General features: G+C 68.3%; 15 protein-coding genes and 1 tRNA gene. 8 read left to right on the forward strand and 8 right to left on the reverse strand.

Annotated elements, in window-relative coordinates:
- Window positions 1–3: 3 nt before the first annotated feature.
- Both BMW51_RS13740 and BMW51_RS13745 read right to left on the reverse strand, forming a co-directional pair.
- Window positions 4–1,017: an SDR family oxidoreductase gene (locus tag BMW51_RS13740; protein ID WP_093007417.1), complete on the reverse strand. Its 1,014-nt coding sequence runs from the start codon at window positions 1,015–1,017 to the stop codon at window positions 4–6.
- Between the two features lie 62 nt (window positions 1,018–1,079).
- Window positions 1,080–3,116 carry an NAD(+) synthase gene (locus BMW51_RS13745; protein ID WP_093007419.1) on the reverse strand — a complete coding sequence of 679 codons (2,037 nt, stop codon included), beginning with the start codon at window positions 3,114–3,116 and terminating at the stop codon, window positions 1,080–1,082.
- Window positions 3,117–3,194: 78 nt separating this feature from the next.
- Here BMW51_RS13745 and BMW51_RS13750 point away from each other — a divergent pair, with 78 nt between their 5' ends.
- Entirely contained in the window at window positions 3,195–6,041 is a 2,847-nt protein-coding gene (locus tag BMW51_RS13750; RefSeq protein ID WP_093007421.1) for a PAS domain-containing hybrid sensor histidine kinase/response regulator, read from the forward strand.
- A 21-nt stretch (window positions 6,042–6,062) separates the two neighbouring features.
- Here the strand turns inward: BMW51_RS13750 and BMW51_RS13755 are convergent, their stop codons facing one another.
- The 3 genes from BMW51_RS13755 to BMW51_RS13765 are packed head-to-tail and all read right to left on the reverse strand — an operon-like array spanning window position 6,063 to window position 9,281.
- Complete coding sequence (locus tag BMW51_RS13755) at window positions 6,063–7,679, reverse strand: choline dehydrogenase (protein WP_093007423.1); 1,617 nt, start codon at window positions 7,677–7,679, stop codon at window positions 6,063–6,065.
- A gap of 43 nt (window positions 7,680–7,722) precedes the next feature.
- Window positions 7,723–8,682, reverse strand: a complete 960-nt coding sequence (locus tag BMW51_RS13760; protein WP_093007425.1) for an NADPH:quinone oxidoreductase family protein — start codon at window positions 8,680–8,682, stop codon at window positions 7,723–7,725.
- Window positions 8,679–9,281, reverse strand: coding sequence for a TetR/AcrR family transcriptional regulator (locus BMW51_RS13765; RefSeq protein ID WP_245708546.1), 603 nt, complete (start codon window positions 9,279–9,281; stop codon window positions 8,679–8,681). Before BMW51_RS13765 ends, BMW51_RS13760 begins: the two co-directional genes overlap by 4 nt.
- Before the next feature lie 83 nt (window positions 9,282–9,364).
- Here BMW51_RS13765 and BMW51_RS13770 point away from each other — a divergent pair, with 83 nt between their 5' ends.
- From BMW51_RS13770 to BMW51_RS13790, 5 genes are all read left to right on the forward strand, one after another.
- Window positions 9,365–10,624, forward strand: a complete 1,260-nt coding sequence (locus tag BMW51_RS13770) for an acetyl-CoA C-acetyltransferase (protein WP_093007428.1) — start codon at window positions 9,365–9,367, stop codon at window positions 10,622–10,624.
- Window positions 10,625–10,770: 146 nt separating this feature from the next.
- The gene (locus BMW51_RS13775) at window positions 10,771–11,727 is read left to right on the forward strand and encodes an RcnB family protein (RefSeq protein WP_245708553.1); all 957 of its coding nucleotides are present in this window, start codon (window positions 10,771–10,773) and stop codon (window positions 11,725–11,727) included.
- Window positions 11,728–11,786: 59 nt separating this feature from the next.
- The gene (locus BMW51_RS13780) at window positions 11,787–12,473 is read left to right on the forward strand and encodes a prolyl hydroxylase family protein (RefSeq protein WP_093007430.1); all 687 of its coding nucleotides are present in this window, start codon (window positions 11,787–11,789) and stop codon (window positions 12,471–12,473) included.
- A gap of 68 nt (window positions 12,474–12,541) precedes the next feature.
- A complete protein-coding gene (recJ, locus tag BMW51_RS13785) occupies window positions 12,542–14,287 on the forward strand; it encodes a single-stranded-DNA-specific exonuclease RecJ (protein ID WP_093007432.1) in 1,746 nt (581 codons plus the stop codon).
- A gap of 72 nt (window positions 14,288–14,359) precedes the next feature.
- Window positions 14,360–14,434: transfer RNA gene (locus BMW51_RS13790), tRNA-Glu, on the forward strand.
- 191 nt (window positions 14,435–14,625) lie between these two features.
- Here BMW51_RS13790 and BMW51_RS13795 read toward each other — a convergent pair.
- Window positions 14,626–14,979, reverse strand: coding sequence for a DUF6481 family protein (locus tag BMW51_RS13795; protein ID WP_093007434.1), 354 nt, complete (start codon window positions 14,977–14,979; stop codon window positions 14,626–14,628).
- A gap of 191 nt (window positions 14,980–15,170) precedes the next feature.
- Between BMW51_RS13795 and BMW51_RS13800 the strand changes: the two genes are divergently transcribed.
- The gene (locus BMW51_RS13800; RefSeq protein WP_093007436.1) at window positions 15,171–15,842 is read left to right on the forward strand and encodes a spermidine synthase; all 672 of its coding nucleotides are present in this window, start codon (window positions 15,171–15,173) and stop codon (window positions 15,840–15,842) included.
- 16 nt (window positions 15,843–15,858) lie between these two features.
- On the opposite strand, the gene BMW51_RS13805 is transcribed toward BMW51_RS13800, so the two are convergent.
- Complete coding sequence (locus BMW51_RS13805) at window positions 15,859–16,638, reverse strand: DeoR/GlpR family DNA-binding transcription regulator (protein WP_093007438.1); 780 nt, start codon at window positions 16,636–16,638, stop codon at window positions 15,859–15,861.
- Window positions 16,635–18,107 carry a glycerol-3-phosphate dehydrogenase gene (locus BMW51_RS13810; protein WP_093007440.1) on the reverse strand — a complete coding sequence of 491 codons (1,473 nt, stop codon included), beginning with the start codon at window positions 18,105–18,107 and terminating at the stop codon, window positions 16,635–16,637. The genes BMW51_RS13805 and BMW51_RS13810 overlap by 4 nt, the downstream gene beginning before the upstream one ends.
- Window positions 18,108–18,223: 116 nt before the next feature.
- On the opposite strand from BMW51_RS13810, the gene glpK reads away from it, so the two are divergent.
- Window positions 18,224–19,708, forward strand: a complete 1,485-nt coding sequence (gene glpK, locus BMW51_RS13815; RefSeq protein WP_093007442.1) for a glycerol kinase GlpK — start codon at window positions 18,224–18,226, stop codon at window positions 19,706–19,708.
- The last annotated feature ends 33 nt before the right edge of the window (window positions 19,709–19,741 follow it).

Below are 19,741 nucleotides of genomic sequence, written 5' to 3' on the forward strand. Positions count from 1 at the left end.
CGCTTACGGGTTGCCCTTGCCGCCGTTGCCACCCACCGCGCCGCCGGTCGTGTAGCTCGACTCGCCCGAGGCGAGCAGGACGTAATGCGCCGCGAGTTCGGCTGGCTGCCCAGCGCGGCCGAGCGGCTGGTCCTGCCCGAACTTGCCCATCGTGCCCGGCAGCTGCCCGCCCGCGACCTGCAGCGGCGTCCAGAACGGACCCGGCGCTACCATGTTGACGCGGATGCCACGCTTGGCGAGCTGCTTCGCCAGCCCCTTGGTGAAGATCAGGATCGCGCCTTTCGTCGACGCATAATCGAGCAGTTCCTCGCCCGGATCGTAGCTGTTGACCGACCCGGTGTTGATGATGACCGACCCCGCCGGCATCGATGGCACCGCCGCCTTGCTGATGCGGAACATCGCGAAGTAATTGGTCTCGAACGTGCGGACCATCTGCTCGTCGCTAATGTCGAGGATGCTTTCCTTGCTCTGCTGGTACGCCGCGTTGTTGACCAGGATATCGAGCCCGCCCAATTGCTTGATCGCGCTCGCGACGATCTTCTCGCAATTGTCGCGGCTGCGGATGTCGGCGGGAAGCAGCACCGCCTTGCGCCCGGCCGCGCGGATCAGCTGCGCGACCTCCTGCGCATCGGGTTCTTCGGTCGGGTAGTAGTTGATCGCGACATCGGCGCCCTCGCGCGCGAAGGCGATCGCGGCAGCGCGCCCGATCCCGCTGTCGCCGCCCGTCACCAGCGCCTTGCGGCCGGTCAGCTTGCCTGAGCCGCGATAGGAGGTTTCCCCGCAATCGGGCGGCGGCGTCATCTTGCTCTGCAACGCCGGCCACGGCTGGCGCTGCTCGGGGAAGGGCTTGTTGGTGTATTTGGTTCGCGGGTCCTGCAACCCGGCCGGCGGTGTGCCCTGCGCCGGTGCGCCGCCGGTGCCGCCCTGCGCCTGCGCCTGCGCCGCGCTGTTACCCAGCACCATCCCTGCAGCTGCCGCCGCGCCGCCAAGTACCGTCCGCCGTGTCGTTCCGTCCATCGCCGTTCTCCGCCTGTTTTTGCGGCAACGGGTAGCGCGGGCGGAGGTTCAACGGCGCCGCATTACGGTCCGTTGACCGCGAGTTCGTCGAGCCACACCTTGGCGGTCCCGTCGGACGGCGCGCGCCAGTCGCCGCGCGGCGACAGCGCGCCGCCTGCGGATACCTTGGGCCCGTTGGGGATCGCCGACCGCTTGAACTGACTGATCTGAAAGAAGCGGAACAGAAACCGTTCGAGCCAATGCTTGATCGTGGCGAGATCGTAAGCGGTCTTCGCCTCCTCAGGGTATCCGATTGGCCAGCGTCCGGCGCTCACATCCTGCCACGCGTGCCATGCGAGGAACGCAATCTTGGACGGAGCGAGCCCGTGGCGGATCACGTAATGCGCGAAGAAATCGTTGAGCGCGTAGGGTCCGATCTTCGATTCGGTGCTCTGCAACTGCTCGCCCGGCACCAGCTCGGGCGAAATCTCCGTGCCTAGGATCGCCTCCAGCACGCGGTCGGTCTCCGCATCATATTGGTCGGTGCCGATCGCCCAGCGGATCAGGAACTGGATCAGCGTTTTCGGCACGCCCGCGTTGACCGCGTAATGGCTCATCTGGTCGCCGACGCCGTAGGTACACCAACCGAGCGCGAGTTCGGACAGGTCGCCGGTACCGACCACCAGCCCGCCGCGCTGGTTGGCGATGCGGAACAGGTAATCGGTGCGCAGGCCCGCCTGCACGTTCTCGAACGTCACGTCATAGACCGGCTCGCCGCGGCCGAACGGATGCCCCATGTCGGCGAGCATCCGCGTCGCGGCCGGGCGGATATCGATCTCCTCCGCCTCGCACCCGAGCGCGCGCATCAGCGCCCAGGCGTTGTCCTTGGTGCCTTCGCTGGTGGCGAAGCCCGGCATCGTGATGCCGAGGATGTCGGAGCGCGGACGACCGAGCCGGTCGAGCGCCTTCGCCGCGACGATCAGCGCGTGGGTCGAATCGAGCCCGCCCGAGACGCCGATCACCAGCCGTTCGGCGCCGACTGCCTGCAATCGCTTAGCGATGCCCTCGACCTGGATGTTGAACGCTTCGAAACAATCCTCATCGAGCTTGTCCGGGGTATTGGGCACGAAGGGAAAGCGGCGGATCGCGCGGCGCAGGCCGACATCGGCGAAATCGGGCCGGTGCGCGAAGGAGACACGGCGTGTGCCGAGTTCGGGCGAGCCGAGTGCGCGCGCGGCGTCGTTGAACGTACCGTTGCGCAATCGCTCCTGGATCAGCCGTTCGCAATCCACGTCGGCGACGAGCAGTTCGGGCGCGCGGGCAAAGCGGCTGGACGACGCGAGCAGCTCGCCCAGTTCGTGGACGCTGCCCTGTCCGTCCCAGGCGAGATCGGTGGTGCTCTCGCCCGGACCCGCGGCGGAATAGACGTAGGCGCAGATCGCACGCGCCGACTGCGACGCCGACAGCATCATCCGCTCGCGCGATTTGCCGATGACGACGTTGGAGGCGGACAGGTTGCAGCACACCAACGCGCCCGCCAGCGCGCCGCTCGTCGAGGGCGGCGTGGGAGCCCAGTAATCCTCGCAGATTTCGGCATGGAAGACGAAGTGCGGCAAATCGTCGGCGGCGAAGATCAGGTCGGTGCCGAACGGCACGCGCTCGTCGCCGATGTGGATGTCGAGCCCGGTCAGCCCCATCCCGCTCGCGAACCAGCGCTTCTCGTAATATTCGCGGTAATTGGCCAGGAACGTCTTGGGCACGACGCCCAACACGCGTCCGCGCGCGATCGCGACCGCGCAATTGTACAGCCGCCCGTTTCGCACCAGCGCGGCACCGACCAGCAGAACGGGGCGCAACTCGGCGCTAGCCGCGCGTACCGCCTCAAGCGCCGCGAGCGTTGCCGACTGCATCGCCGATTGCAGGTGCAAATCGTCGATCGCGTAGGAGGTGAGGTTCAGTTCGGGGAAGACGACGAGGTCGACCGCCTGCTCGTGCGCCTGCCGGGCAAGCGCGATCGCCGCCTGTGCGTTGGCGACGGCATCGCCGACGCTCGCGGGCGGGGTCGCGGCGGCGACGCGCAGCATGCGGTGATGGTGGATCGACCGGAAACGTTCGCTCATAGCACAAGGCGTTAGGCGCTCGCCGAGGCAAATGGCAACTTGCGCGCGTCGTGCCCCCCGTTAAATCCTGGCATTACGATGAACGAGCTTCGCCCCCCGATTGCCCTGTTCGCCGGCTCCGAGATGGGTGAGCGCATCCGCACCCACGATTGGACCCGCTCGCCGGTTGGGCCGATCGAAGGCTGGCCGGTCGAGCTGGTCAATGCGGTCGCGCTGCTGCTGCCCGCCGCGGCCGAGATCGTGCTGTTCTGGGGCGAGGAGTACGTCGCTTTCTACAACGATGCCTACGCGCCGACGATCGGCGACAAGCATCCCGCCGCGCTGGGACGTCCCGCACGTGAGGCATGGCGCGAGTTGTGGGATGATCTCGAGCCGTTGCTCGACCATGTGCGCACGACCGGGCAGACCTATTCCGCCAAGGACCGGCCGTTCTACATCGAACGGCACGGCTTCGGCGAGGAGGTGTTCTTCGACATCTCCTATTCCGCCATCCCGCTGGCGAACGGCGGTGTGGGGGGCGTGCTGTGCATCGTGTCGGAGACGACCGAGCGCGTGCGCGCCGCGCGAGCGGTGGCGGAGGATCACGCGCGACTGGCGGAGATGTTCGACGCCGCGCCGAGCTTCATGGCGGTGCTGCGGGAACCGGGCCACCGCTTCGAACTCGCCAATGCATCGTATCGGCGGCTGGTCGGCGGCCGCGAGGTTGTCGGGCGCACGCTGGCGGAGGCGGTGCCCGAGGCGGTCGAGCAGGGCTTCGCCGAATTGCTCGACACCGTGGTCGCGACGGGAACGCCCTTTTTCGGGCAGAACCGCACGCTGCGGATCGAAACAGCGCACGGGCAGTCCGAGCAGGAGCGGCTGCTCGACTTCGTCTACCAACCGATCAAGGATGCCGCAGGCGCTGTTACGGGAGTCTTCATCGAAGGGGTCGACGTAACCGAGCGGCACCGTGCCGAGGAAGCTTTGCTCGCCAGCAGCGAGTCGCTCGAACTCGCGACCGAGGCGGCGGAGATCGGGACCTGGGACGTCGACGTGGCGACCGGCCTGCTCAATTGCTCGTCGCGCACCAAGACGATCTTCGGTCTGCCGCTCGACCGCCCGGTGACGATCGACGACTTCTTCGCGCGCGTTCACGCCGACGATCGCGACATGGTGCGCGCCGCGCTCGAGGCGACGACCGATCCCGATCGGCGCGCGGGTTACGATGTCGAGTACCGGATCGTTCGCGCCGACAGCGGAGAGGTGCGTTGGTTGACCGCCAAGGGGCGCGGCTTCTTCGACACGAGCGGGCGCTGCACCCGCGCGCTCGGCAGCCTGATCGACGTCACCCGCCGAAAGGTCGACGGCGAGCAATTGAAGGAAAGCGAGCGGCGTTTTCGCGCGCTGTCGGACAGCCTGCCGGCGCTGGTGTGGATGTCGGACGAGCACGGTCGCCTCGTCTTCGTCAATCGCGGGTTCGAGACGATGCTGGGTATCGCACCCGAACGCATGCTCCGCGAGGGCTGGGCGGCTGTCTTGACCGAGGCCGACGCACGCGCACTCGATGCCGCGCGCCCGCTCTTTCTCGAGCAGCGCAAGTCGCTCGGCCGTGACTATCCCGTACGCACCGCGGGGGGTGAGACGCGCTGGATCCATGTCGAGGTCCGCCCACACCTCGTCGGCGACGCGTTCCTGGGCCATGTCGGCTGCGCGATCGACGTGACCGACGCGCATCTGGCCGGCGAGGCGCTGGAGGCGCGGATCGCTGACCGAACCGCCGAATTGCGCGAGCAGATCGGTGAGCGCGAGCGCGTTGAGGAGACGTTGCACCAGCTACAGCGGCTGGAGGCGGTGGGGCAGTTGACCTCGGGCGTTGCGCATGATTTCAACAATCTGCTGACGGTCGTGCTCGGCAACGTCGACGTGATTGCGCGTACCGTCCGGAGCGCCGGCCTCGACGAGCGCACGCTGCAGCGGCTCGATCACGTCCGCACCGCCGCGCAGCGCGGCGCGACGCTGACCGCGCAGCTGCTCGCCTTCTCGCGCCGCCAGCACCTTGAGACGAAGACGGTTGATCTCAACACCACCGTGTCGGGGATGAGCGCGCTGATGCAGAGCACGCTCGGCCGCGCGATCGCGATTGAGACGACGCCGGCCCACGGATTGTGGCCCGCGCTGGTTGATCCGACGCAGATCGAACTCATCATCCTTAACCTCGCGATCAACGCGCGCGACGCGATGCCCGACGGCGGCACGCTGACCGTCGCGACGGCCAACGTGTCGCGCGGGGCGCCCGAGCGGCCGGAGGAACCTCCGGCGGGGGACTACGTCGCCGTGTCGGTGACCGACACCGGTACCGGCATGAGCGAGGAGGTGTTGGCGCGCGCGTTCGAGCCGTTCTTTACCACCAAGGAAGTCGGCAAGGGATCGGGCCTGGGTCTCGCGCAGGTGTTCGGCTTTGCCAAGCAATCGGGCGGCGGCGTACGGATCGACACCGCGGTCGAGCGCGGAACGACGGTCAGCGTGTTCCTGCCGCGAGGGACCGCGATTACGGCCGCACCGAAGCTGGCGACGACCGGGCTGCTCGACGTGTCGGGTCGTACGATCCTGGTTCTGGACGACGAGGATGCGGTGCGCGGCGTCACCGCCGACACGCTGCGCGACGCCGGCTGCCGCGTGATCGAGGCAGCGGACGGGCAGGGCGCGCTCGACGCGATGGAAGAGATTGGGCGCGTCGACGCAGTGGTCGCCGATTTCGCGATGCCGCGGATGAACGGCGCGCAGTTCCGAACGCTGGCACAGCAACGCTGGCCGGGGCTGCCCGTTCTGTTCGTTACCGGTTACGCCGATGCGGACGCGATCCGCGACGTGCCGGACGAGCGCGTGATCCGCAAACCGTTCACGCGCGACGACCTGATCGCACGACTGTACGCCATCTGCGCTTAGGCAGAGCCGCCCGGCGGCACGTCAGGCAGCCGCTGCCAACGCTCTTCCCCGGATCATGTCGGCGGCCTTTTCCGCGATCATGATCGTTGGTGCATTGGTGTTCGATCCGACGAGCGTCGGCATGACCGAGGCGTCGACGACGCGCAGCCGATCGATCCCGAGCACGCGCAAGGTGCCGTCGACTACCGCGCCCGCGTCACCGTCCGCCCCCATCCTGCACGTGCCGACCGGGTGGTAGATTGTCTCTGCGGTGGCGCGGACCCAGGCGTCGATTTCCTCGTCGCTGCGCACCTGCGGACCTGGATAGATTTCGTCGACGCGGTAAGGGTCGAGCGCGTGCTGGCTCGCCACGTCGCGCCCGATCTTGACGCATTCGCGCAGCACGCGGCGATCTTCGGGTGAGGCGAGATAGTTGGCGAAGATCAGCGGGTCGGCGGTCGGATCGGCCGAGCCGAGCGCGATGCGTCCGCGGCTCTCGGGGCGCAATTGGCACAGGTGGAGCGAGAAGCCGTCCTCCTTCACCTGCGTGCGTCCGTGGTCGCGCATGATCGCCAGCACGCCGTGGATCTGCACATCGGGCCGCTCAAGCCCCTCGCGTGAGCGCAGGAACGCGCCCGATTCGAGGAACTGCTGCCGCCCCAATCCCTGTCCGCGCAGCGCGTAGTTCACGCCGGTCTTGAGCATCGATAGCCCGCGGGTCGCCGAATAGCCGGTGACGATTCCGCGCGTCGTCCAGTTCATGATGACGTCCAGGTGATCCTGCATGTTCTGACCGACGCCCGGCAGGTCGTGGACCGGCGTCACACCCACGTCGCGCAGGTCCGCGGCGTTGCCAATGCCGGACAGTTGCAGGATGTGCGGCGACTGCACGGCACCCGCGGCGAGCAGCAATTCGCCCACTACCTCGACCAGCGCGCGTTCACGCCCGCGCAGGTATTCGACCGCCACCGCACGCCCGCGCTCGACCACGATCCGCGACGTGCGCGCGTCGGTGATGACGGTCAGGTTGGGACGCGACAAGGCGGGGCGCAGATAGGCCGCGGCAGCGGACCAGCGCTGCCCGTTGCTGATCGTCAGGTCGTAGCGGCCGAAGCCTTCCTGCTCGGCGCCGTTGAAGTCGTCGGTGACGGGGTAACCCGCCTGGCGTCCCGCCTCGACCAGCGCGTCGTGGAACGGGCTGTCGCTCTCGCCCGCCGACACGTGCAAAGGGCCTGCGTCGCCGTGCAGGCCGCCGCTCTCGCCACCATGATGCCCCTCCAGCCGACGGAAATAGGGCAGCACGTCGTCCCAGCTCCAGCCGGACATCCCCATTTGTCGCCAGTCGTCATAGTCGCGCGGGTGTCCGCGGGTGTATATCATGCCGTTGATCGACGACGATCCGCCGAGCCCGCGTCCGCGCGGCCACCACAAACGGCGGTTGTTCAGGTGCGGCTCCGGCTCGGTCCAGAAGCCCCAATTGTGCTTGCCCTTGGCCTTGATCAGGTTGCCGACGCCGGCGGGCATCCGCACCAGCATCTCCTTGTTGGTGCCGCCGGCCTCGATCAGACAGACGCTCGCCGCCGGGTCCTCGCTCAAGCGCGCGGCGAGCGTGCAGCCGGCCGAGCCGCCGCCGACGATGACGTAATCGTATCCGGGCATCACTTCTTCTCCTCATCCGGCGAGATCGCGTGTGCATCCAACCTCAGGGTACCAGCACCATCTTTCCCACGACGCGGCTGTCGCGCATCGCTTCGAACGCTTCGCGCCAGTCGGCTAGCGGCAGCGCGCGCTCGATCCGGGGCGTGATCCGTCCCGCCTCCGCCAGCTGCCAGATCGCATCCAGGTTCTCGCGTCCGCGCGCCGGAAAACGCCGGCCGTACTCGCCCGCGCGAACGCCGATGACCGAAAATCCCTTGATCAGCGGCATGTTGGTGGAAACGTCCGCGATCCGCCCGGAGGTGAAGCCGACCACCAACAGCCGTCCGCCAAACGCAATACAGCGCACGGATTCGTCGAACACGTCGCCGCCGACCGGATCGACGATCACGTCCGCGCCGCCGCCGGCGATCTCCTTCACCCGCTCGCGAAAGTCCGGCACCGGCAGCGTGATCGTTCCCGGCTGCTCGCGCGCCAATACACCAAGCTTTGCTGGGTCGCGCCCGGTGGCGATCACGCGGGCACCCAGCGCGCGGGCGAGGTCGACCGTGGCCCAGCCGACGCCGCCGGTCGCACCGTGTACCAGCACCCACTCGCCGGCCTCGACTCGCGCTAGCCGGACCAGCGCGACATAGGCGGTCAGGTAAGCCGCACCGACGCAGGCGGCCTGCTCAAACGACAGGTGCGCGGGCTTGCGCCTGACCGCGCCCGCGTCGACGGCGACCAGCTCGGCGAATGCGCCCAGCCGCGTGCCCGCGACCACCACCTCGCCTGGCGTGAAGCCGTCGCCGGCGACGACCTCACCCGCCACCTCCATGCCCGGCACGAACGGCAGTTCAGGCTTGAGCTGATAGTCGCCGCGCGTCATCAGCAGGTCGGGGTAGTTGAGCGCGGCGGCGCGGACGCGGATCAGGACTTGTCCGGTGCGCGGCTCGGGCGCGGGCACCTCCTCGAGCGACACGCCCGATAGGTCAGGCGTCAGCGTGGAGACGCGCAGCGCCTTCACGGCACCGGCGCCCGCGCGATCATGATGTCGAGCAGGTCGTCGAACAGCGTCGCAATGTTCAAGTGCGGCGCATGTACCTTGCTCAATCCCAGCGTGATCAGGCCGTAGGCGCGGATTTCCGCCTCCGCGCGCGTGAACCCGGCCGCGGTCAGGCAGCGCGAGAGGAAGTCGAGCATCAGCGTGTCGTGTCGCTCGACCGCTGCGCGTGCGCGCGGATCGCTTTCCGCCCAGGCACGCATCGCGATGGCCAGCCGCGACGATCCGCGGCGACGCACCGTCTGGCCGAGCAGGCGAATGCGCGCGATCGGATCGGGCGTTGCGCGTTCCAGCGCGCCGATCAGGTCGCTGACCTGATCCTCCGCGAAATAGTGCGCGAGCTTGCCCTGGTAATCGTCGAAGTCGCGGAAGTGATGGTAGAAGCTGCCGGTCGATACGCGCAGCTCCTCCGCGAGTGGGCGAAGTTTGAGCGCGCGCAGCCCTCCGCGCCGAAGCAGCGACTGACCCGCCTCCAGCCACGCCGCGGGCGTCAGATCGGGCGAGCGGGCGGGGGCCGCTTCCTTCACCGCATTGCCTGTCGCCATATCCGCGTCGCTTGACATGCCTGCTACCATAACGAAGGTTATGCGAGATCGGCGAAGCGGTAAAGCGCCGCCTGCGCTTGTCTGGCGAGAGAGGAACGACGATGGCCGAGGCTTACATCATCGACGCGGTTCGCACCCCGCGCGGAATTGGCAAGCAAGGGAAAGGAGCGCTCGCGCACCTGCATCCGCAGCACCTCGCCGCCACGGTGCTTAAGGCAATAGCGGAGCGCAACGCGATCGACACGGCGGAGGTGGACGACATCATCTGGTCGACCTCGACGCAGCGCGGGCACCAAGGCGGTGACCTTGGCCGGATGGCGGCGCTGGATGCAGGGTACGACGTGAAGGCGTCGGGCACGACGCTCGATCGCTTTTGCGGCGGCGGCATCACCGCGGTGAACTTCGCCGCCGCGCAGATCATGAGCGGCATGGAGGACCTCGTCATCGCGGGCGGTACCGAGATGATGAGCCTGACCGCGGCGATGATGCAGGAGGACATGGCGTCGGGCAAGCCGATGCTCGGGATGGGATCGGGCAACGAGCGTCTGAACCTCAGCCACCCGCAGTCGCATCAGGGCGTGTGCGGCGACGCGATCGCGAGCATGGAGGGGATCGACCGTGAGGCGCTCGACGCGCTGGGGCTCGAGTCGCAACGGCGCGCCAAGGTCGCGATCGACGAGGGGCGCTTCGATCGCTCGATCGTGCCGGTGACCGACGACGACGGCAATGTGATACTCGACCACGACGAATATCCGCGTCCGCAGACGACGGCGGAAGGGCTGGCAGCGCTCAAGCCCTCGTTCGCCGCAATGGCGGACATGCCCTATAACAAGGACGGCGACACTTTCCGCAAGCAGATCAACCGGCGCTACCCCGACCTCGACATCCGGCATTTCCATCATGCCGGTAACTCCTCTGGCGTGGTCGACGGCGCGGCGGCGGTGCTGCTGGCGTCGAAGGATTATGCCGAAAAGCACGGTCTCAAACCCCGCGCGCGGATCGTCGCAATGGCGAACGTCGGCGACGATCCGACGCTGATGCTCAACGCGCCGGTGCCCGCGGCGAAGAAGGTGCTGGCGAAGGCGGGGCTGACGAAGGACGACATCGACCTGTGGGAGATCAACGAGGCATTCGCGGTGGTGGCCGAGAAGTTCATCCGCGATCTCGCGCTCGATCGTGACAAGGTCAACGTCAACGGCGGCTCGATCGCGCTCGGCCACCCGATCGGCGCGACGGGCGCGATCCTGATCGGCACGATCGTCGACGAGCTGGAACGGCAGGAGAAGCGCTACGGCCTCGTCACCATGTGCGCGGCGGGCGGCATGGCGCCGGCGATCATCGTCGAGCGTGTGAGCAGCTGACTGCGCAGCTTTCATTTAGCTGACGCATCAGTTCAGCAACGGTTCGACACGCCGAGCCCATCACTGCACCGTCGCTGACCGGATCCGCCGGGCAGCATCCGTGGCGGGGCCGGCCGGTCGGCTGGCGTGTGGGAGTGCGTAGCAAGATGATCAGGTCGTTGGTTGCCGGGCTGCTCGCGGCGGCGGCGGGGATCGTGCCGGGTGTGGCGAGTGCGCAGGACGGGTCGGTGCGCGACATGATGCGCGCGCGCATGCAGGCGCGGGTCGAGGCGCAGGGTCGTCCCGAGCGACCGACGGGAGCGGAGCGGAGTGGCGATCGCGGCGGCTGGCAGCGACCCGATCGGCCTGAGGGGGCCGCCCGCGGCGAGTGGCGTCGCGACGATCGCGGTCCGCGCGCCGATGGCGGACCACGTCCCGACCGCGGCGGCGAACGCGCAGTGGTGCCGGCCCCGACCCGCGACTGGAACCGCGACGCGCGCGATGGGGCGCAGCGGCCCGACCGCGGGCAGGGTTGGTCGCGCGGCGACCGCGGCGATGCCCCGGGCCGTCCGCAGCTGGAGGATCGACGTTTCGAGGATCAGCGCGGCGATAGGCTTGGACCCGACGCGCGCAGGCCGAACGGTGACTGGCGCGGTCGCGATGACACCCAGCGAGGGTGGGGCGATCGCGGCCCGACCGGACGCGACTGGCGAGCAGGAACAGACTGGCGCGCGCGGAGCGACTGGAACGATCGTCGCGGCATCGCGGGGCGAGATGGTCGTGTGTCCGGCTGGGGCGGGGCGTCGTCGCGGGGTTGGGATCGCGGTTGGCGGCAGCAGCGTCGCTATGACTGGTCAGGCTATCGCAGTTCCAATCGCGGCGCCTATCGCCTGCCGCGCTACTACGCGCCCTATGGGTGGAACCGCGGTTACCAGCGGTTCGGCATTGGTGCGCGGCTCTCGCCCGTGCTGTTCGCGCAGAGCTACTGGATTGACGATCCGTTCGCCTACCGCCTGCCCGAACCCTACGGGCCGTACCGCTGGGTACGCTATTACAACGATGCGGTGCTGGTGGACGTCTACACCGGGGAGGTGGTCGACACGATCTACGACATCTTCTGGTAAGGCAGCGAGCCGGCGGGTGAGGCTTGCCTCACCCGCCGCGGCTTGCGAGGGATGACGGCATGGCCACGACGAGCGTACCCCCAGGTCACCCATCCGCTGCCCGCGCCAACATCGGCGCGCAGGTCGCCGTGCGGCTCGACGCCGATCCGCGCATGACGCGGCTGCCGAGCGAGACGATTCAGGCCTATCGCTGCCTCGACTTTCTCGACGACGCGACGTGCGATCACCTCGTCGCGCTGATCGAGCGGCAGCGGCGACCGTCGACGCTGCTGTCCGACACCGGGCGAAACGCGAACCGAACCAGCGACAGCTGCGACATGGACCGCGACGCGCCCGACATCCGCGCGGTCGACGAACTGATCGCCGGCGCGCTCGGGCTCGATCCGGCGCACGGTGAGACGATGCAGGGACAGCGCTACGCCCCTGGTCAGCATTTCCGCATCCATCACGATTACTTCCACGAGGGCGAGAGCTACTGGCCGCGAATGCAGGCGAGCGGCGGGCAGCGCACCTGGACCGCGATGATCTACCTGAACGAGGTGGAGGAGGGCGGGGCGACCTGGTTCCCGCAGGGCGGCGTCCGCGCGGTACCCCGGCGCGGCATGCTGCTTGCGTGGAACAACATGGAAGCGGACGGTCGCCCCAATACGCGCACGCTGCACGAGGGCATGCCGGTGGTGGAGGGCGTCAAGTACATCGTCACCAAGTGGTTTCGCGAGCACCCCTGGGTCATGCGGCAGGCGTGATCGCCGCGTACCAACCCGGCCGCGGCGGGACACGTGACCGGAACCTCCATCTCCGCTAACTATCGGTGATGCGGAACGTTCTGGACATCGATCGCTCGATCCTCGGGCAGGCATGGCGCTGGCGCGCGCTCGCCGATGATCAGCGCGCGGGCTTCAAACCTGACGATCTCGTCACGCAGATCCTGCTGTCGCGCGGGGCCACGCGTGAGGCGCTCGACGACCACCGCACGCCCTCGATCCGCAGCTTCATGCCCGACCCGTCGATCTTCCGCGACATGGACAAGGGCGCCGCGCGCCTCGCAGACGCGGTCGAGGCGGGGGAGAAGATCGCGATCTTCGGCGATTACGACGTCGACGGCGCGACCTCCTCGGCGCTGCTTGTCTTGCTGTTGCGCGCGCTCAAGCGTGACGCGCGTGTCTACATTCCGGATCGCCTGACCGAGGGCTACGGCCCCAACGCGGTAGCGATGCAACTGCTGGCGGCGGAGGGCGCGACGCTGATCGTCACGGTCGATTGCGGCGCACAGGCGTTCGAGGCGCTGGCCGACGTGCCGGTCGACGTGCTGGTCGTCGACCATCACAAATGCGCGAGCGAACTGCCGCGCGCACACGCGGTGGTGAACCCCAATCGCCTCGACGAGACCGACGGCGCCGCGCACGGCCATCTCGCCGCAGTCGGGGTCTGCTTCCTGCTCGCCGCCGCGACGGTACGCGTGCTGCGGACCCGAGGTTATTTCACGGATCGCGCCGAGCCCAAGCTGCTCGACCTGCTCGATCTCGTCGCGCTGGGTACCGTTGCCGATGTTGCGCAGCTGCGCGGGTTGAACCGCGCGTTCGTGGCGCAGGGATTGAAGGTCATGGCGGCGCGGCGCAATCCGGGCATCGCGGCGCTGATCGAGGCATCGCGGCTGACGCGTGCGCCGACTGCAACCGACCTCGGCTTCGCGCTCGGGCCGCGGATCAACGCGGGTGGGCGCGTCGGGCTAGCCGATCTGGGCGTGCGGCTGCTCACCACGCAGGATGCCGGCGAGGCGCGCGCGATCGCGGCGGAGCTAGACCGCTTCAACGAGGAGCGCCGCGCGATTGAGGCGATCGTGCAGGAAGGCGCGGAGGCGAATATCGTCGCCGACCGCGGGGTGGTGGTGGTTGCGGGGCAGGGCTGGCATCCGGGCGTCATCGGCATCGTAGCGGGACGGCTGAAGGAAAAGCTCGGCCGCCCCGCGATCGTCATCGCGCTGGACGAGCATGGCGTCGGCAAGGGATCGGGACGATCTATCACGGGCGTCGACCTGGGCGCCGCGATCCTGGCGGCGAAGGGACACGGACTGCTTGTCGCAGGCGGCGGACACGCGATGGCGGCGGGGCTGACGGTCGCTGCCGACCGGATCGACGCGCTCGCGGACTTTCTCGACGAACGGCTGTCGGCTGCGGTCGCGCAGGCGACGGCGAACCGCGCGCTGCTGGTTGATACGGTGCTCGCCCCCGGCGGCGTCACGCCGGATCTGGTGCAGGCACTGGAGGCGGGTGGACCTTACGGCACCGGCTGGCCTTCACCGCGCGTCGCGGTCGGTCCGGTGCGTATGATCAAGGTCGACGTTGTCGGCAACGGCCACGTCCGCGCGATCGTCGCGGGCGACGACGGGCGCAGCATCAAGGCAATGGCGTTCCGTGCCGCCGACACGCCGCTCGGGCTGGCATTGCTCGCGGCCGGCCCGACCCGGCGGCTCTGGCTAGCGGGGCGCGCCAAGCTCGACGATTGGGGCAGCCGCGCCGCGGCCGAGCTGCACCTCGACGATGCCGCCTGGGCGAACTGATTATCGTGGCGATGCGCGTACAAGAGGCTTGACCCACCGCCGCTTTTGCCGCAATGCGCCGCCTCGCCTCACGGCCCCTTCGTCTAGCGGTTAGGACGCGGCCCTTTCACGGCTGAAGCACGGGTTCGATTCCCGTAGGGGTCACCAACTGCGTAAACGCGGCGTGGTGCATGCGTGCTGTCCAAATCGTCGTGGCAAAGACGAGCGGGAAGAAAACGCTCGGACATCACCTTTTTAGTACGCCGCCTTATTGGCTAACACGGTCGTGTTCGGCGCTGGTTGATCGCATACAAGCGCCGAAACACAGCGGCCGCACTCGTCGGCGCGGCCGCTCTCGTTCAGCGCTTCAGGCGAGCCTTGCGCGCGGCGTAGCGGGCGTCGCGTGCCGCCTTCATCTCGGCCTCGGTCGGGACCTTGCGCATCTTCTGCTTGGCCTCCTCGGCCAGGCGCGCTTCCTCTGCGGCTGCTTCGCGGGCGGCCTTCTTCTCGGCCGCCGCCTGCTCGCGCGCGGCCTTCTTCTCAGCGCTGACGCGAGCCTGCTCCGCCGCGCGTGCCTCCGCGATCTTGCGCTGTTCGGCCAGCACCGCCTCGTCGACCGGCGGTTTCGCGCGCAGCTTCTCGATCGCGGCTTGCTTGGCCTTGGCGGCGAGCGCGGCGCGCTCCTGAAAACCCTGTTCCTTGAACGCAGCCATGAAGGTCGATGAATTCCTGATTGTTGGTGGGTGGGCCAAGAACGCGCAAAGGCGCGTTGCCGATGCGTGATATAGCGCAAGGAAGCGTTTTTGGCAAAAGATTGCGGTTCGATCGCGGCTGAACAGTCGCCAAGCGCCGCGACCGGCGGTAACCCGCACTCGAGATTTCACGTCGGATGCGGGCAGGTATCATGGTTCCCAGAGAGTTGATCGGCACCGCGCGCGTGCCCGGCGGAGAGGATCTGCGGCTGTTCCGGCGCGGCGCCGATTTCATGATCGTGCTTGATCGCAACGAACTGATGAACAGCCGGATGAGCGGGTCGGAGGAAGCGCTCGCCACCATGACGATTGAGCGGCTGGGCGGTCGCCCTGCGCCGCGGCTGCTGATCGGCGGGTACGGCATGGGCTTTACCCTGCGCGCCGCGCTGGCGGTGCTGCCCAGTGACGCGCGCGTGACCGTGGCGGAGCTGGTGCCGGAGATCATCGCTTGGGCGCAAGGGCCGATGGCAGCCCTGACCGCCGGCTGCCTCGATGATCCGCGCGTCGGCGTCGTGCAGATCGACGTGGCGGACATGATTGCCGAAGGGCCGGGCGAGTATGACGCCATCCTGCTCGACGTCGACAATGGACCCGACGGGCTGGTGCGCGCCGCCAACAACCGCCTCTACGCGATGCGTGGGCTACACCTGGCACGCGAGGCGCTACGCCCCGGCGGCGTGCTGGCGGTTTGGTCGGCGGCACCCGATGCGGCCTTCGCGCGGCGGCTGTCGTCGGCGGGCTTCGCGGTGGAGGAACGTACCGTGCGTGCGCGCAGCAACGGCAAGGGCGCGGTTCACACGATCTGGTTCGCGATCGCCAACTGATCGGGTCGGGTAGAGCTTAAGGCGCGCCGGTCTCGATAACGGTCACCTCTGCGTCGCGGCAGGCGCGCAAGAGTTCGGGATCGATCCGGTCGATCACCAGATAGTCGATGTGGTCGAGCCCGGCGATCCTGACCGGGGCAGGGCGGCCGATCTTGCTCGCGTCGGCAACCAGGATCACCTTGCGCGCGTGCGCGATGATCGTCTGCGACACGCGCACTTCTTCCACGTCAAAGTCGAGCAGCGTTCCATCCCGGTCGATCGCGGAAGCGCCGATCACCGCGTGGTCGACGCGAAAGCCGCGGATGAAGTCCATCGCCAGCGCGCCGACCACCGCTCGGTCGCTGGCCCGCACGCGCCCGCCCGCGGCGATTACTTCGACACCGTCGCGACCCGCCAGGATGTCGACGACATTCAGATTGTTGGTGATAACCATCAGCTCGCGGTGACTGACCAGCGCGCGCGCCACCGCCTCGGTGGTGGTGCCAATGTTGACGAACAGGCTCGCGCCATCGGGCACCAGCCGCGCGGCGGCCGCACCGATCGCCGCCTTCGCCTCCGCCGCTACCGCCGCGCGCGTTGCGTGATCGAGGTTGCCGACGCCCGAGGTCACCACCGCGCCGCCGTGGACACGCGACAGCATCGCGCGCGCGGCGAGATCATTCAGATCCTTGCGGATCGTCTGCGGCGTAACGCCGAGCGCGGATGCTAGCGCGTCGACCGAGACGCTGCCGGTCTGGCGCGCGAGCTCGAGGATGCGGCGGTGACGATCGGCCGCGAGGTCGGCGGGCTGGCTCATCCCGCGGACAGATACGCGGTCAGCCGCGCCTCGGTGCCATCCGGCACGTGAAGGCCGAGCTTGCTGCGGCGATAGAGTACGTCCTCGGCGGTACGCGCCCATTCCTGTGCGACCAGATAGTCGACCTCTGCGCTCGTCAACCCACCGCCGAGATCCTCACCCAGACCGCCGTCGAGGATTCGGGACACCCGCGTCCCGTACGCGCGCGCCAGCCGTCGCAGCAGGGCAGGGGCAACGTCGGGATGATCCTGCGTCAGATGCGCGAGGAATCGTTCGAAATCGTCCATGTCGCCGCCGGGTAGCGTCGCGCCCGCGGTCCACGCAGCGCCAGCCTGCGCGAAGAACGGTGACAGCTCGGCCAGCGCGTGCTCGGCGAGCTTGCGATAGGTCGTGATCTTGCCGCCGAAGATACTCAGCATCGGCGCGCGGCCTTCGCCGGCGTCGAGGTCGAGCACGTAGTCCCGCGTCACCGCGGAGGCGCTGCCGGCCTGATCGTCGTAGAGCGGCCGGATACCGGCGTAGCTCCACGCCACGTCCGCGCGGGTCAGGGCGTGGGTGAAATAGCGGTTGGCGGTATCGAGCAGATAGTCGGTTTCGCTCTCGCTGATCTGCGCCTTCGCAGGTGCGCCTTCCCACGGTTCGTCGGTGGTGCCGATCAGCGTGTACTTACCTTCATAGGGAAGCGCGAAAACGATGCGGCGATCGGGGTTCTGCAGCATGAAGGCGTGGTCGCCATCGTACAATTTCGGCACGACGAGGTGGCTGCCCTTGACCAGCCGCACGCCGCGCTCACTGCGGTTCGCGCCCGTTCGCCCGATCACGTCGGCGACCCACGGGCCTGCCGCGTTGACCAGCGCGCGCGCGCGCACCGTCTCGCGCCCGCGCTCGCCCTCGATCGTCGCGGTCCATCCCGCGCCGTCGCGCCGCGCGTCGATGAGCGTCGTACGGGTGCGGATGGCGGCGCCATGCTCGGCCGCGTCGCGTGCGTTCAGTACCACCATGCGGCTGTCCTCGACCCAGCAGTCGGAATAGACGAACGCCTTGCCCTTCGCGTCCTTTAGTCCGTTGCCATAGACGGTCTCGCGCAGCTCAATCGTGTTGGTGCCCGGCAGCTCCTCTCGCCCGCCAAGGTGATCGTAGAGGAACAGGCCTAGCCGAACGATCCACGCGGGGCGCGGCGACTGCGTCTGCGGCAGCACGAAACGGAGCGGCCAGATGATGTGCGGCGCCATCCGCCACAGCCGCTCGCGCTCGATCAGCGCCTCGCGCACCAGCCGGAACTCGCCGTACTCCAGGTAGCGTAGACCACCGTGGATCAGCTTGGTCGAGGCGGAGGAGGTGTGGCTGGCGAGATCGTCCTGTTCGACCAGCAGCACCGAGAGGCCTCGCCCGGCCGCATCGCGCGCAATGCCGGCACCGTTGATGCCGCCGCCGACGATCAGCAGGTCGTAGGTAATAGGCTCAGCCATATCGCTCACTTTCGTTTACGCTTTCGTATGTAGTCAAAACGCGTCAAAACGAAAGTGTTGACGGAAGCACGTGGAGCGCGCGACTGCTGTGACCTGCGTAATTGAGAGGGTTAGCGATGGCGAAGACGCACATATTGGCGATCGATCAGGGCACGACCTCGACCCGCAGCATCGTCTTCGACGCGTCGGCGAAACGCGTCGCCAGCGCGCAGACCGAGTTCGCACAGCATTATCCCGCGCCTGGCTGGGTCGAGCACGATCCCGAGGACATCTGGCGCGACGTACTGGCGACCGCGCGTGAGGCGATCGCCGAGAGCGGCGTCGGCGCGGAGGCGATAGCCGGCATCGGCATCACCAACCAGCGCGAGACGACGCTGGTGTGGGACCGCGCCACCGGCAAGCCGATCCACAACGCCATCGTCTGGCAGGACCGCCGCACCGCCGACACCTGCGCGCGGCTCAAGGCCGAGGGCGCGGAAGGCGACGTGCGCGCGCGCACCGGGCTGCTGCTCGATCCGTATTTCTCGGGCACCAAGCTCGCCTGGATCCTCGACCACGTCGACGGCGCGCGCGCGCGGGCCGAGGCGGGGGAACTCGCCTTCGGTACGGTCGATTCGTTCCTGCTGTGGCGGCTGACCGGCGGCACGGTTCACGCGACCGACGTCACCAACGCGTCGCGCACCTTGCTGTGGAACATACGCGAGGGCTGCTGGGACGAGCAGATGTGCCGCCTGCTCGACGTGCCGATGGCGCTGCTGCCGCAGGTGCACGATAACGCCCACGTCTTCGGCCACACGGCAGACGGGCTGTTCGACGCGCCCATCCCGATCGCAGGGATCGCCGGCGACCAGCAGGCGGCGCTGTTCGGGCAGGCATGCTTCGCGCGCGGTATGGCAAAGTCGACCTACGGCACCGGATGCTTCATGCTGCTCAACACCGGCGCGGAGGCGATCGCGTCGGAAAACCGGCTGCTGACGACGCCGGCGTACCGGCTCGACGGCCGCACGACCTATGCGCTGGAGGGGTCGATCTTCGTCGCCGGCGCCGCGATCAAGTGGCTGCGGGACGGCATCGGCGTCATCACCCATGCCAGCCAGACCGACGATCTGGCGACGCAGGTGCCCGACAGCCACGGGGTCTATATGATTCCCGCCTTCGTGGGACTCGGCGCGCCGCACTGGGACCCGGACGCGCGCGCCGCGATCTTCGGGCTGACGCTCGGCGCGACGCAGGCGCATCTCGCGCGCGCGGCGCTGGAGGCAGTTGGTTATCAGACGATGGACCTGGTCGAGGCGATGGTCGCGGACGGCAGTGCTCGACCCGCGACGATGCGCGTCGACGGCGGGATGGCCGCCAATGACTGGCTGTGCGGTTTCCTCACCGACCTGCTCGAAGTGCCGGTCGAGCGTCCCGACGATCTCGAGACCACCGCGCGCGGCGCCGCCTTCCACGCCGGGCTGGCGACGGGCGTGTGGTCGGGGCTCGACGAACTCGAGCGTCTGTGGTCGCGCGAACATTGTTTCGAGCCGAAGATGACGGCCGAGGCGCGCGCGCCCCTGATCGCCGGCTGGCGCGACGCGCTCAGGCGAACGCTTGCTTAGTCGCTTGAGGAAAGCCTCGCCCCTTATGATCGC

Origin of the sequence: Sphingomonas palmae (assembly GCF_900109565.1) — a bacterium.
Taxonomy (GTDB): domain Bacteria; phylum Pseudomonadota; class Alphaproteobacteria; order Sphingomonadales; family Sphingomonadaceae; genus Sphingomonas; species Sphingomonas palmae.

Coding starts and splice junctions, on each gene's coding strand:
- BMW51_RS13740 (WP_093007417.1), bottom strand. CDS start 1,017: ATGGACGGAACGACACGGCGGACGGTACTTGGCGGCGCGGCGGCAGCT.
- BMW51_RS13745 (WP_093007419.1), bottom strand. CDS start 3,116: ATGAGCGAACGTTTCCGGTCGATCCACCATCACCGCATGCTGCGCGTC.
- BMW51_RS13750 (WP_093007421.1), top strand. CDS start 3,195: ATGAACGAGCTTCGCCCCCCGATTGCCCTGTTCGCCGGCTCCGAGATG.
- BMW51_RS13755 (WP_093007423.1), bottom strand. CDS start 7,679: ATGCCCGGATACGATTACGTCATCGTCGGCGGCGGCTCGGCCGGCTGC.
- BMW51_RS13765 (WP_245708546.1), bottom strand. CDS start 9,281: ATGTCAAGCGACGCGGATATGGCGACAGGCAATGCGGTGAAGGAAGCG.
- BMW51_RS13770 (WP_093007428.1), top strand. CDS start 9,365: ATGGCCGAGGCTTACATCATCGACGCGGTTCGCACCCCGCGCGGAATT.
- BMW51_RS13775 (WP_245708553.1), top strand. CDS start 10,771: ATGATCAGGTCGTTGGTTGCCGGGCTGCTCGCGGCGGCGGCGGGGATC.
- BMW51_RS13780 (WP_093007430.1), top strand. CDS start 11,787: ATGGCCACGACGAGCGTACCCCCAGGTCACCCATCCGCTGCCCGCGCC.
- recJ (WP_093007432.1), top strand. CDS start 12,542: ATGCGGAACGTTCTGGACATCGATCGCTCGATCCTCGGGCAGGCATGG.
- BMW51_RS13795 (WP_093007434.1), bottom strand. CDS start 14,979: ATGGCTGCGTTCAAGGAACAGGGTTTTCAGGAGCGCGCCGCGCTCGCC.
- BMW51_RS13800 (WP_093007436.1), top strand. CDS start 15,171: ATGGTTCCCAGAGAGTTGATCGGCACCGCGCGCGTGCCCGGCGGAGAG.
- BMW51_RS13805 (WP_093007438.1), bottom strand. CDS start 16,638: ATGAGCCAGCCCGCCGACCTCGCGGCCGATCGTCACCGCCGCATCCTC.
- BMW51_RS13810 (WP_093007440.1), bottom strand. CDS start 18,107: ATGGCTGAGCCTATTACCTACGACCTGCTGATCGTCGGCGGCGGCATC.
- glpK (WP_093007442.1), top strand. CDS start 18,224: ATGGCGAAGACGCACATATTGGCGATCGATCAGGGCACGACCTCGACC.